Raw genomic sequence first — 12,702 nt, 5'->3', positions numbered from 1 at the left:
ATTGCTGGCGGTGTGGAATCAGGCAGTCAGGCGGTGCGCGTCTTGCGCAATGACCAGTTCTTCGTTAGTTGGGATAACGAGAGCAGGGCGGGTGCCTTCTTTGTTGATGAAGCCAGACTTGCCGAAGCGGGCAGCCAGGTTACGCTCGTGATCAACGTCGAAGCCCAGAACGCCCAGTTTGCCCAGGGACAGTTCACGAACCATTGCCGCGTTCTCACCGATACCACCGGTGAAGATAACCGCGTCCAGACGGCCTTCCATCAGCGCAGTGTAAGAGCCGATGTACTTCGCCAGACGGTGGCAGTAAACGTCCATTGCACGTTTAGCGTCTTCTTTCTCTGCGTAGTTGTCTTCAACGTAACGGCAGTCGCTGGTGACTTCGGTCAGACCCAGCAGGCCAGACTCTTTAGTCAGCATTTTGTTGATCTGGTCAACGCTCATGCCCAGGGTGTCGTGCAGGTGGAAGATGATCGCCGGGTCGATGTCACCGGAACGGGTACCCATCACCAGACCTTCCAGCGGGGTCAGACCCATGGAGGTATCAACACATTTACCGTTGCGGATAGCGGAAACAGAACCACCGTTGCCCAGGTGGCAGGTGATGATGTTCAGTTCTTCAACCGGCTTGTTCAGAACTTTTGCGGCTTCCTGAGTCACATAGAAGTGGCTGGTGCCGTGCGCGCCGTAGCGACGTACGCCGTGTTCTTTGTACAGGCTGTATGGCAGGGCATAGAGGTAAGACTCTTCCGGCATGGTCTGATGGAACGCGGTGTCGAATACGGCCACGTTTTTGTCTTTCAGATTCGGGAAGGATTTCAGCGCTTCAGCGATACCGATCAGGTGAGCCGGGTTGTGCAGCGGTGCGAAGGACGCAGAGTCCTTGATGCCCTGGATCACAGATTCGTCGATGACGACGGAGCTGGTGTATTTTTCGCCGCCGTGGACGATACGGTGACCAATCGCAGTCAGCTGAGCAGACAGTTCTGGTTTTTGTGCCAGAATAGTGTTAACGATAAAGTTCAGCGCTTCACTGTGAGCGGCGCCTGCACCTAAAGCCGCTTCTTGTTTGCTGCCGTCCATCTTCCACTTGATACGTGCTTCAGGCAGATGGAAACATTCGGCCAAACCAGAGAGGTATTCGTCACCGTTGAGCGCATCGATGATGGCGAATTTCAGTGAGGAGCTACCGCAGTTCAGAACCAGTACTAACTTACTCGACATGGAAGTACCTATTATTGATACGTGGCTAAAAAAACGTCAGTGAGTCTAACAGCGTAACGCATGATGACGCAGACATTTATGATTAACATCATGCCAAACGAACATTGTGGCATGATGGAAGAAATAACTATGATTTTATGCCATTTTGCACAATTTTCAGCCAATGGCATAATATGCAATAATTTGACGAGTTAATGATTCTCGTCTAAGGCCCTATCAGGCTGGCACAGGATACCCGATACGGGGTAGAGATGACAAAATATTTTGAACGTTGTCATAGCTTGTTGTGGTTTTGCACGAAAATTTTAATTTTTATATGTGAAGTTGAGGTACAGCCATGTCGACACCAGAGAACCCGTCCGTAAATTTCTTTAGTCTGTTTCGTCGGGGACAGCATTACGCAAAGACGTGGCCGATGGAAAAGCGCCTTGCGCCGATGTTCATTGAGAATCGCACCATTCGCGCCACGCGCTATGCGATTCGCTTTATGCCGCCAGTCGCTGTCTTTACGCTGTGCTGGCAGATTGCGTTGGGCGGCCAGCTTGGCCCTGCCGTCGCGACGGCGCTCTTCGCATTAAGCCTGCCGATGCAGGGCCTGTGGTGGTTAGGTAAACGCTCCATCACGCCACTTCCCCCATCTATTTTACACTGGTTTTATGAAGTGCGCGGAAAACTGGAGGAGGCCGGGCAGGCGCTCGCCCCGGTTGAAGGCAAGCCGGACTACCAGGCGCTGGCGGACACGTTAAAGCGCGCTTTTAAGCAACTGGATAAAACATTCCTCGATGACTTGTGATTGATCATCGAAACGACGACGAAAAGAAGGCACAGTAACAATCAGTTACCGTGTCTTTTTTTTAAAGTGCAATGCGCTACAGGAGTCGAAAGATGGAAATGACCCATGCTCAACGTCTGATTTTGTCTAACCAGTACAAGATGATGACTATGCTTGATCCCGATAACGCTGCGCGCTACAGCCGCCTGCAAACCATCGTCGAACGCGGTTTTGGTTTGCAAATGCGCGAACTGGACCGCGAGTTTGGCGAGCTGAAAGAAGAAACCTGTCGCATCGTGATCGACATTATGGAGATGTATCACGCTCTGCACGTCTCCTGGACGAATCTCAAAGATCAGCAGTCCATTGACGAGCGCCGCGTGACTTTCTTAGGCTTTGATGCCGCAACGGAAGCGCGTTATCTGAGCTATGTTCGCTTTATGGTGAATACAGAAGGGCGTTATACCCACTTTGACGCGGGCACCCACGGCTTCAACGCGCAGACCCCAATGTGGGAAAAATATCAGCGTATGCTAAGCGCGTGGCACGCCTGCCCGCGCCAGTACCATTTAAGCAGCAACGAAATTCAACAAATCATTAATGCCTGACGGAGGTGCGTGTGCAGTGTAGAGGTTTTCTGTTTGATCTGGACGGTACGCTGGTGGATTCGCTGCCGGTTGTGGAGCGTTCGTGGTGCCATTGGGCTGACCGACATGGCATCGACCATCAGGACGTGCTGAATTTTATCCATGGCAAACAGGCCATCACCTCGCTACGGCACTTCCTTGCCGGACGCTCTGAGGACGAAATTCAGGCGGAGTTCAAATACCTGGAACATATTGAAGCCACGGATACGGACGGCATTACTGCGTTACCGGGCGCGCGCGAATTGCTTGAGCATCTGAACGAGGCGCAGATCCCGTGGGCTATCGTCACCTCAGGCTCCATTCCCGTCGCCCACGCCCGTCATAAGGCGGCAGGTTTACCGAAGCCGGAAGTGTTTATCACTGCGGAGCGCGTAAAGCGCGGTAAACCGGAGCCCGACGCGTTTTTACTGGGCGCTGAACTGCTGGGCCTCGCGCCCGCAGAGTGCGTGGTGGTGGAAGATGCGGCCGCTGGTGTACTGGCTGGGCTGAACGCCGGAAGCCACGTTATCGCCGTTAACGTTCCGGCGGGATCTCCCCGTCTGGAGGAGGCAGACTTTGTGCTGGATTCACTGACGGCGCTGGCTGTTTCGAAAGCCTCTGACGGGGTTGTAACCGTCTCGCTAAAAATGTAATCACATGATATAGCCCCACATTGCTGGGGCTTTTTTATGGCAAAATTCCTCATCCCCCACTGACAAGGACATGTTGTGAACGGTGAACTGATTTGGGTCCTGAGCCTGCTTTTAATCGCCATCCTTCTTTTTGCAACGGGCAAGGTGCGCATGGACGCCGTCGCCTTGTTTGTCATCGTCGCGTTTGTGCTGAGCGGTACGCTCACGCTGCCGGAAGCCTTCTCCGGGTTTAGCGATCCCAACGTTATCCTGATTGCCGCCCTGTTTATTATCGGTGATGGGCTGGTGCGTACCGGCGTGGCAACCATCATGGGGTCGTGGCTGGTGAGGGTGGCGGGCAGCAGCGAAACCAAAATGCTGATCTACCTGATGGTGACCGTCGCCGGGCTGGGGGCGTTTATGAGCTCAACGGGCGTGGTCGCCATCTTTATCCCGGTGGTGCTGAGCGTCTCCATGCGGATGCAGATCTCGCCGTCGCGCCTGATGATGCCCCTGAGTTTTGCCGGTTTGATCAGCGGAATGATGACGCTGGTGGCAACGCCGCCGAACCTGGTCGTCAACAGCGAGCTTATCCGGGAAGGATTTCAGGGCTTCAGTTTTTTCAGCGTCACCCCGCTTGGGCTGGTCATTCTGGTGTTGGGCGTGGTCTACATGCTGCTGACCCGGTTTGCCCTGAAAGGTGAAAAACAGGACAAAAATAAAGAAGGGTGGAAGCGACGCACCTTCCGCGATCTGATTAAAGAGTACCGTCTCACCGGGCGCGCGCGCCGTCTGGCTATTCGCCCCGGCTCGCCGATGGTGGGACAGCGTCTTGACGACCTGAAGCTGCGTGAGCGCTATGGCGCGAACGTGATCGGCGTGGAGCGCTGGCGTCGTTTTCGCCGGGTGATCGTCAACGTCAACGGGGTGTCGGAATTCCGCGCGCGGGACGTCCTGCTGATTGATATGTCCACCGCGGACGTGGATCTGCGCGAGTTTTGCAGCGAACAGCTGCTGGAACCGATGGTGCTGCGCGGGGAGTATTTCTCCGATCAGGCGCTGGATGTCGGCATGGCCGAAGTATCGCTGATCCCGGAATCGGAACTGCTGGGCAAAACCGTGCGGGAAATGGGATTCCGAACCCGCTATGGCCTGAATGTCGTGGGGCTGAAGCGCGATGGCGTGGCGATGGAAGGGGCGGTGGTGGATGAGCCGATCCTGCTGGGCGATATCTTCCTCGTTGTCGGTAACTGGAAGCTGATAAGCCAGCTCGGGCAAAAAGGGCGCGATTTTGTGGTACTCAACATGCCTGTCGAGGAGAGCGACGCCTCCCCGGCGCACAGCCAGGCGCCCCACGCGATTTTTTGTCTGGTGCTGATGGTGGCGCTGATGCTGACCGATGAAATCCCCAATCCGGTCGCGGCAATCATCGCCTGCCTGTTGATGGGGAAATTCCGCTGCATTGACGCCGAAAGCGCCTATAAAGCCATTCACTGGCCGAGCATTATCCTCATTGTCGGGATGATGCCCTTCGCCCTGGCGCTGCAAAAAACCGGCGGGGTGGATCTGATCGTTAGAGGCTTAATGGATGTTGGGGGCGGGTATGGGCCGTACATGATGCTGGTCTGTCTGTTTATCATGTGCGCCACCATCGGTCTGTTTATCTCCAACACCGCGACGGCGGTACTGATGGCGCCGATTGCGCTGGCGATGGCCAAATCCATGGGCGTGTCGCCGTATCCCTTTGCGATGATGGTCGCAATGGCGGCCTCCGCGGCGTTTATGACGCCAGTTTCTTCACCGGTGAATACGCTGGTGCTGGGGCCCGGGAATTATAGGTTCAGTGATTTCGTGAAGCTGGGCGTGCCGTTCACCGTGCTGGTGATGGTGGTGTGCGTGGTATTAATACCGGTTCTGTTCCCGTTCTGATAATTTTGCCGGGTGGCGGCTGCGCCTTACCCGGCCAACAACCCGTAGGCCCTGCAAGCGCAGCGCTGCGGGGCAAACAGATTACAACGGTGAATCCTGGCTGATCTCATCCAGAGACAGATGGAAGCTCGGCACAAACACCTGCATAAAATAGTCCATCTCTTCGCTTCGGCGGGATTCCAGCGTTTTTTCCAGACGCGTTTTCGCCAGTAAAAATTCGTTATTCCCTGCAGACAGCTCTTCCAGGCACTTCAGGTAGGCGCAGAGCGCGTCGGCCTGTTTGACCAGCGACTTTTCATCTTCCGTGTACTGATGCTCATCGATGAGCGGCTCAAAGATGTCGCGCAACTCGTCCGGCACCATGTCAATCAGCTTCTGCTGGGCAATCTTTTCGATGGCCTTGTATTCCTGCGCAATCTGCGAGTTGAAATATTTCACCGGCGTAGGCAGGTCGCCGGTCAGCACTTCTGACGCATCGTGGTACATCGCCAGCAGGGCAATGCGCTCTGGATTGACCTGACCGTTGAATTTGCGGTTTTTAATGGCGGCCAGCGCGTGAGCGACCATCGCAACCTGCAGACTGTGCTCTGAGACATTTTCCGTGCGGACATTGCGCATCAGCGGCCAGCGGTTGATGAGTTTCAGGCGAGAGAGGTGGGCGAAGAAATGACTCTGACTCATAGGTTACCTTTTGTCTTCACTGCGACAGGCGTTCATTGTGCGGGGAGGGGAGGGAAGATGCAAATCAGGCTACCGAAGTAGCCTGATTTTAAGATTACTGATGGTATCCGGAGAGGAAGCGCCCGAAGCGGCTGATGGCCATTTCGAGATCATCTTCGCGCGGCAGCGTCACGATACGCACGTGATCCGGCCACGGCCAGTTAAACGCCGTACCCTGAACCAGCAGCACTTTTTCCTGCAGCAGGAAATCGAGCACCATTTTCTGGTCGTCGTGAATATTAAAGCGCTTCGCGTCAATTTTCGGGAACATATAGAGCGCGCCATTCGGCTTCACGCAGGAGACGCCCGGAATATCGTTGATCAGCTCCCACGCGCGGTTGCGCTGTTCATACAGGCGACCACCGGGAACGATGAACTCGCTAATGCTCTGATAGCCGCCGAGCGCCGTCTGGATCGCGTGCTGCGCCGGAACGTTGGCACATAAACGCATGGAGGCCAGCATCTCCAGCCCTTCAATATAGCCTTTGGCGTGCTTTTTCGGACCGTTCAGTACCATCCAGCCCTGGCGGAAACCGGCCACGCGGTAGGTTTTAGACAGGCCGTTAAAGGTGACGGTCAGCAGGTCCGGAGCCAGCGCAGCGATTGAGTGGTGCTGTGCCGCGTCGTACAGGATCTTGTCGTAGATTTCGTCGGCAAAGATGATCAGGTTGTGCTGGCGGGCGAGCTCGACGATCTCCATCAGCAGCTCTTTTGAGTATACTGCGCCCGTTGGGTTGTTAGGGTTAATGATCACTATCCCGCGCGTGCGGGGCGTAATTTTCGCGCGAATATCATCGAGGTCCGGGAACCAGCCGGAGGACTCGTCGCACAGATAGTGCACGGCTTTACCGCTCGACAGTGATACGGCAGCCGTCCACAGCGGATAGTCCGGCGCGGGCACCAGCATTTCGTCCCCGCTGTTCAGCAGCGCCTGCATCGCCTGCACGATCAGTTCGGAAACGCCGTTGCCGATATAGATATCTTCAACGGTAACATCACGCATACCGCGTGCCTGGTAGTGCTGCATGATGGCTTTACGTGCGGAGTAAAGTCCTTTTGAATCGCAATAGCCTTGTGCAGTAGGAAGGTTGCGGATCACATCAACCAGAATTTCATCCGGCGCTTCAAAACCAAATGGCGCAGGGTTACCAATGTTGAGTTTCAGAACCTTGTTGCCTTCCTCTTCAAGGCGTTTTGCCTCTTTCAGAACCGGGCCGCGGATGTCATAACAGACGTTATCTAGCTTGCTGGATTTTTCGATAGGGGACATGAACCTTTAACCTTTTCGCTATTATTGCCACTCCCTGCCGTGGAAGTCAGCACGGAATAATGTACTCCCCCCTCGCTTCGTTTTGAAGGGTGTGCAGTAGAAGATTTTGTGCCGGAAGCAAAATTTTGATAAATCTTTTTCGCTGTGCGTTAGCTTTTTTACTGTCTTAAAGTTGTGCGCATAGCACGATGATAGGTTAAACGTGCTATTCATTTGTCAAAATTCTGTATATTGTGCTGGGAAAAATAAGTGGTGAACCTGACAAGGGTAGCAATCACCCTGCGTGACTTTTCGTAAAACCTGAATGCTTGATACATGTTCCTGTAAAAGCATAATGTGGCTAAAAGTTACTCATGTGAAATTAATGTTAAGTGCCATTAATGAATGGTCTTAATCTAAATTAAAATTTATTTATTATTAACCTATAAAATGCAACTTTAGTTAATTTTAATAAAATTAGTTTAGAGGCTTAACATTCTTCTTTAATCCTCAATATTGCAATAAGACTTATAAATAAAGTGGATTTGGGTTAAGATGTCTTTCAGGAAAGCAGAGGACAGATGCAAGAATTTTGTATATCTGGCACTGGCTTTTCGAATTAATTGATTGTTATTGTTGGAGTTATCTCTGGCTGGAATGTGTCGCACATCTCCTGCTACGTTGACAGCGCTGCGATAAAGATGGCAGAAAAGGTGTTATACCTTTAATGTAATTTACATAAACCTGCGAACATCTAAATATCCTGAACGTTTAAGAGAATAAAAATAACGTCATGAAACGTGCTTTCTGACTGTTGATATAAAGCAGCACAATAACTATCTGTCAGGCAGTCTGCCGGGCCGGGATGCGAGGGAAAACCTTCAGAGGGAATTGCTTAACTGTTACACACAGCTTCAACCCGGGCAGCTCCGCACGAGCAACCTGAAAGTGAATAGATATGATAAATGCAAATCGTCCGATAATGAATCTCGACCTCGATCTGCTGAGAACGTTTGTTGCGGTCGCCGATCTCAACACTTTTGCAGCAGCTGCTGCCGCCGTTTGCCGAACTCAGTCCGCCGTTAGCCAGCAAATGCAGCGGCTGGAGCAGCTGGTCGGTAAAGAGCTTTTTGCACGTCACGGACGTAATAAGCTCTTAACGGAACACGGTATTCAGCTACTGGGTTATGCCAGGAAAATTCTTCGCTTTAATGATGAAGCATGTATGTCATTAATGTTTAGCAACCTTCAAGGAGTGCTAACGTTAGGCGCATCTGATGAGTCAGCGGATACTATATTGCCGTTTCTTCTCAATCGTATTAGTTCGGTTTATCCGAAGCTTGCGCTTGACGTTAGCGTAAAACGTAATGCCTTTATGGTTGAGATGTTAAATGAGCATAAAGTCGACCTGGTGGTGACGACGCATCGTCCCGGGCAGTTTGATTGCCTGACGCTGCGCACATCGCCTACGCACTGGTATTGTGCAGCCGAGTATGTGCTGCAAAAAGGGGAGCCGGTTCCGCTGGTATTACTGGATGACCCGAGCCCGTTCCGCGATATGGTGCTCACGGCGCTGAATGAGGCCAACATTCCGTGGCGTCTGGCGTATGTGGCTTCCACGCTGCCAGCGGTTCGTGCCGCCGTGAAGGCCGGTCTGGGCGTAACGGCCCGTCCGGTAGAGATGATGAGCCCCGATCTGCGCGTTCTGGGGAAATCCGATGGTCTTCCTGCGCTGCCGGATACGGAGTATCTGCTCTGCCACAATTCGTCCAGCCATAACGAGTTGGCAAAAGTGGTGTTCGAGGCGATGGAAAATTACCATAACCCGTGGCAGTTCGAGCGCGTTACCTCCGAAGGGGGGGATGACTCCCTGATCGTCGAAGGGGATTTTGAGTGATCGATAGCTCAATATTCTGGTAACAAAATGTAAGTGTAAAAAACAGCCACTCGTGTGATTTTCACATGCAGTGGCTTTTTTTACGCAATAATACCCGCTTATGGCGCAAGGGTTTTCAGGATACTCTCTTATTTATCAATAAGCTGAATACTTTTGCTTAAAACTTGTCCGTTTTCCGTTCTAACTTCGCCCATATCCATCTCATGTTAAAAAAACAGGAAATATGTTGCCGTTTTCCATGTTGAATTAACAAAAGCGTGTCGCAGATCAAGAAAATACTCCTATTTGGGGGGAGGAATCGTTGGCAAATCCTGTCAAAATAGGAGGGTTATTTTTTTTACTTCCGAAACGGACACGATTCAACAACATACATTTGACGGAAAGTCATGCACCCACCAGGGTTAAAGGGCACCAAATGTTAATGAGAATCGCTCGATGTAATTTAATGTGAAGAAACCTTTGTTAAAGTTGACAATAGGTTATAGAAAGGAGTAAAAAACCCCATCATTTTGCTGTCTACGTCTCATTTCTGACAGTTAGTGTAAGGTTATTTGTTCCTCCCCATGAATCGATGTGATGCCCATCTGCCAGCAAGAGCAGTGTCGTTGGTATCACTTTTGATGAGTAAGCAATGAGTATGTCAACATCCACAGAAGTCATCGCTCATCACTGGGCATTCGCAATCTTTCTTATTGTAGCCATTGGCCTGTGCTGCCTGATGTTAGTCGGCGGCTGGTTCCTGGGCGGTCGCGCCCGTGCAAGGCACAAAAACACACCTTTCGAATCAGGTATTGATTCAGTAGGTTCCGCTCGCTTACGCCTGTCTGCCAAGTTCTATCTGGTAGCCATGTTCTTCGTCATCTTCGACGTGGAAGCGCTTTACCTTTTCGCATGGTCAACGTCCATCCGCGAAAGTGGTTGGGTGGGCTTTGTCGAGGCCGCAATTTTCATTTTAGTGCTACTGGCCGGTCTGGTTTATCTGGTGCGTATTGGCGCGCTTGACTGGACGCCTGCGCGTTCACGTCGTGAACACATCAACCCGGAAAACAGTATCTCTAATCGTCAGCAGTAACAGCGAGGCAATAAGATGGATTATACGCTCACCCGCATAGATCCTAACGGTGAGAATGACCGTTACCCCCTGCAAAAACAGGAGATCGTAACCGACCCCCTGGAGCAAGAAGTCAATAAAAGCGTGTACATGGGCAAGCTCGAACATGCCATGCACGATATGGTCAACTGGGGTCGTAAGAACTCCATCTGGCCTTACAACTTTGGCCTTTCTTGCTGCTACGTTGAAATGGTGACGTCATTCACTGCGGTGCATGACGTTGCGCGTTTTGGGGCCGAGGTACTCCGTGCTTCCCCGCGTCAGGCTGACCTGATGGTGGTAGCCGGTACGTGCTTTACCAAGATGGCACCTGTTATTCAGCGTCTTTATGACCAGATGCTGGAGCCAAAATGGGTTATCTCCATGGGCGCATGTGCAAACTCTGGCGGTATGTACGACATTTATTCCGTCGTGCAGGGCGTAGATAAATTTATCCCAGTGGATGTGTACATCCCGGGTTGTCCGCCACGTCCGGAAGCCTACATGCAGGCGCTGATGCTGCTGCAGGAATCTATCGGTAAAGAACGTCGCCCACTGTCGTGGGTTGTTGGCGATCAGGGTGTGTATCGCGCGAACATGCAGTCTGAGCGCGAGCGTAAACGTGGTGAACGTATTGCCGTCACCAACCTGCGTACGCCTGACGAAATTTAATTTGCGCCTGTAGGCCTGGAGAACACCTTCGCATATCACTACTCAAATAGCGCGAAGCCAGGCTCAACAGTCACCACGGACCATTTGCAATGGTGAACAATATGACCGACTTAACCGCGCAAGAAGCCGCCTGGCAGACCCGGGATCATCTGGATGACCCAGTCATTGGCGAACTGCGCAACCGTTTTGGGCCGGATGCCTTTACTGTTCAGGCTACCCGCACCGGGGTACCCGTTGTTTGGGTGAAGCGTGAGCAATTGCTGGAAGTTGTCGATTTCCTCAAGAAATTGCCAAAACCGTACGTCATGCTGTTTGACTTACACGGCATGGATGAACGTCTGCGTACCCACCGCCAGGGTCTCCCTGCTGCGGATTTTTCCGTTTTCTACCACCTGATCTCAATAGACCGTAATACGGATATCATGCTCAAGGTGGCATTGTCTGAAAACGACATGCATCTGCCGACAATCACCAAACTTTTCCCGAACGCGAACTGGTATGAGCGTGAAACCTGGGAAATGTTCGGCATGACCTTCGACGGCCACCCGCATCTGACGCGCATCATGATGCCGCAGACCTGGACCGGCCACCCGCTGCGTAAAGACTACCCGGCACGTGCAACCGAATTCGATCCGTTTGAGCTGACCAAAGCCAAACAGGATCTGGAAATGGAAGCGCTGACCTTCAAACCGGAAGACTGGGGCATGAAGCGCGGTACCGACAACGAGGACTTCATGTTCCTCAACCTCGGTCCAAACCACCCGTCTGCGCACGGTGCATTCCGTATTATTCTTCAGCTTGATGGCGAAGAGATTGTCGACTGCGTTCCGGACATCGGCTACCACCACCGTGGTGCTGAGAAGATGGGCGAGCGTCAGTCCTGGCACAGCTACATTCCGTATACCGACCGTATCGAGTACCTCGGCGGCTGCGTCAACGAAATGCCATACGTGCTGGCCGTTGAGAAACTGGCGGGTATCGTTACGCCGGATCGCGTTAACGTGATTCGCGTTATGCTGTCAGAACTGTTCCGTATCAACAGCCACCTGCTGTACATCTCCACGTTCATTCAGGACGTCGGCGCGATGACCCCGGTCTTCTTCGCCTTTACCGACCGTCAGAAAATTTACGATCTGGTCGAAGCGATTACCGGCTTCCGTATGCACCCGGCCTGGTTCCGTATCGGCGGTGTGGCACACGATCTGCCGCGCGGCTGGGACCGTCTGCTGCGTGAGTTCCTCGACTGGATGCCAAAACGTCTGGCCTCTTACGAGAAAGCCGCGCTGCGTAACACCATCCTGAAAGGCCGTTCCCAGGGCGTTGCTGCCTACGGCGCGAAAGAAGCGCTGGAGTGGGGTACGACAGGTGCAGGTCTGCGTGCGACCGGTATTGATTTCGACGTGCGTAAAGCGCGCCCTTACTCTGGCTACGAGAACTTCGACTTTGAAGTCCCGGTGGGCGGCGGTGTTTCCGACTGCTATACCCGCGTGATGCTGAAAGTGGAAGAGCTGCGCCAGAGTCTGCGCATCCTTGAGCAGTGCCTCAACAACATGCCGGAAGGCCCGTTCAAGGCGGATCACCCGCTGACGACGCCGCCACCGAAAGAGCGCACGCTGCAACATATCGAAACCCTGATCACCCACTTCCTGCAGGTTTCATGGGGTCCGGTCATGCCGGCGCAAGAATCCTTCCAGATGATTGAAGCGACCAAGGGTATTAACAGTTACTACCTGACCAGTGACGGCAGCACCATGAGCTACCGTACCCGCGTACGTACGCCGAGCTTTGCGCACCTGCAGCAGATCCCGTCCGCCATCCGCGGCAGTCTGGTCTCCGACCTGATTGTGTATCTGGGTAGTATCGATTTTGTTATGTCAGATGTGGACCGCTAATT

Annotated in this window: 11 protein-coding genes; 8 read left to right on the top strand and 3 right to left on the bottom strand. The window is 52.8% G+C overall.

What is annotated here, in order from left to right; genetic code table 11:
* Positions 1 to 18: 18 nt before the first annotated feature.
* Positions 19 to 1,221, bottom strand: coding sequence for an acetate kinase (gene ackA, locus SPG90_RS11030; RefSeq protein WP_023312544.1), 1,203 nt, complete (start codon positions 1,219 to 1,221; stop codon positions 19 to 21).
* 337 nt (positions 1,222 to 1,558) lie between these two features.
* On the opposite strand from ackA, the gene yfbV reads away from it, so the two are divergent.
* The 4 genes from yfbV to SPG90_RS11010 all read left to right on the top strand — a co-directional run bounded on the left by yfbV (position 1,559) and on the right by SPG90_RS11010 (position 5,180).
* Positions 1,559 to 2,014, top strand: coding sequence for a terminus macrodomain insulation protein YfbV (gene yfbV, locus SPG90_RS11025; protein ID WP_023312543.1), 456 nt, complete (start codon positions 1,559 to 1,561; stop codon positions 2,012 to 2,014).
* Between the two features lie 92 nt (positions 2,015 to 2,106).
* Positions 2,107 to 2,601: a YfbU family protein gene (locus SPG90_RS11020; protein WP_023312542.1), complete on the top strand. Its 495-nt coding sequence runs from the start codon at positions 2,107 to 2,109 to the stop codon at positions 2,599 to 2,601.
* A gap of 11 nt (positions 2,602 to 2,612) precedes the next feature.
* A complete protein-coding gene (locus SPG90_RS11015; RefSeq protein WP_045402709.1) occupies positions 2,613 to 3,272 on the top strand; it encodes a sugar phosphatase in 660 nt (219 codons plus the stop codon).
* 75 nt (positions 3,273 to 3,347) lie between these two features.
* Positions 3,348 to 5,180, top strand: a complete 1,833-nt coding sequence (locus tag SPG90_RS11010; RefSeq protein ID WP_047174247.1) for an SLC13 family permease — start codon at positions 3,348 to 3,350, stop codon at positions 5,178 to 5,180.
* 81 nt (positions 5,181 to 5,261) lie between these two features.
* Here the strand turns inward: SPG90_RS11010 and yfbR are convergent, their stop codons facing one another.
* Together yfbR and alaA are read right to left on the bottom strand one after the other, a co-directional pair.
* Positions 5,262 to 5,861, bottom strand: a complete 600-nt coding sequence (gene yfbR, locus SPG90_RS11005; protein WP_023312539.1) for a 5'-deoxynucleotidase — start codon at positions 5,859 to 5,861, stop codon at positions 5,262 to 5,264.
* Between the two features lie 94 nt (positions 5,862 to 5,955).
* A complete protein-coding gene (gene alaA / locus SPG90_RS11000; protein ID WP_126303490.1) occupies positions 5,956 to 7,170 on the bottom strand; it encodes an alanine transaminase AlaA in 1,215 nt (404 codons plus the stop codon).
* Between the two features lie 937 nt (positions 7,171 to 8,107).
* Between alaA and lrhA the strand changes: the two genes are divergently transcribed.
* The 4 genes from lrhA (at position 8,108) to nuoC (ending at position 12,700) form a co-directional block, all read left to right on the top strand.
* Positions 8,108 to 9,046: a transcriptional regulator LrhA gene (lrhA, locus tag SPG90_RS10995; RefSeq protein ID WP_029741933.1), complete on the top strand. Its 939-nt coding sequence runs from the start codon at positions 8,108 to 8,110 to the stop codon at positions 9,044 to 9,046.
* A 631-nt stretch (positions 9,047 to 9,677) separates the two neighbouring features.
* The gene (gene nuoA, locus SPG90_RS10990; protein WP_014171000.1) at positions 9,678 to 10,118 is read left to right on the top strand and encodes an NADH-quinone oxidoreductase subunit NuoA; all 441 of its coding nucleotides are present in this window, start codon (positions 9,678 to 9,680) and stop codon (positions 10,116 to 10,118) included.
* Positions 10,119 to 10,133: 15 nt separating this feature from the next.
* Complete coding sequence (nuoB, locus tag SPG90_RS10985) at positions 10,134 to 10,808, top strand: NADH-quinone oxidoreductase subunit NuoB (RefSeq protein WP_003861482.1); 675 nt, start codon at positions 10,134 to 10,136, stop codon at positions 10,806 to 10,808.
* Between the two features lie 89 nt (positions 10,809 to 10,897).
* Positions 10,898 to 12,700: an NADH-quinone oxidoreductase subunit C/D gene (nuoC, locus tag SPG90_RS10980; RefSeq protein ID WP_023312537.1), complete on the top strand. Its 1,803-nt coding sequence runs from the start codon at positions 10,898 to 10,900 to the stop codon at positions 12,698 to 12,700.
* The last annotated feature ends 2 nt before the right edge of the window (positions 12,701 to 12,702 follow it).

The organism is Enterobacter sp. D2, assembly GCF_034427575.1.
Taxonomy (GTDB): domain Bacteria; phylum Pseudomonadota; class Gammaproteobacteria; order Enterobacterales; family Enterobacteriaceae; genus Enterobacter; species Enterobacter cloacae_M.
The sequence above is the reverse complement of the archived record's forward strand: the minus strand, read 5'-3'. Positions and strand labels throughout refer to the sequence as shown.

What these genes read in the sequence shown, in the direction of transcription:
- ackA (WP_023312544.1), bottom strand. Translation starts at nt 1,221, where the DNA reads ATGTCGAGTAAGTTAGTACTGGTTCTGAACTGCGGTAGCTCCTCACTG.
- yfbV (WP_023312543.1), top strand. Translation starts at nt 1,559, where the DNA reads ATGTCGACACCAGAGAACCCGTCCGTAAATTTCTTTAGTCTGTTTCGT.
- SPG90_RS11020 (WP_023312542.1), top strand. Translation starts at nt 2,107, where the DNA reads ATGGAAATGACCCATGCTCAACGTCTGATTTTGTCTAACCAGTACAAG.
- yfbR (WP_023312539.1), bottom strand. Translation starts at nt 5,861, where the DNA reads ATGAGTCAGAGTCATTTCTTCGCCCACCTCTCTCGCCTGAAACTCATC.
- alaA (WP_126303490.1), bottom strand. Translation starts at nt 7,170, where the DNA reads ATGTCCCCTATCGAAAAATCCAGCAAGCTAGATAACGTCTGTTATGAC.
- lrhA (WP_029741933.1), top strand. Translation starts at nt 8,108, where the DNA reads ATGATAAATGCAAATCGTCCGATAATGAATCTCGACCTCGATCTGCTG.
- nuoA (WP_014171000.1), top strand. Translation starts at nt 9,678, where the DNA reads ATGAGTATGTCAACATCCACAGAAGTCATCGCTCATCACTGGGCATTC.
- nuoB (WP_003861482.1), top strand. Translation starts at nt 10,134, where the DNA reads ATGGATTATACGCTCACCCGCATAGATCCTAACGGTGAGAATGACCGT.
- nuoC (WP_023312537.1), top strand. Translation starts at nt 10,898, where the DNA reads ATGGTGAACAATATGACCGACTTAACCGCGCAAGAAGCCGCCTGGCAG.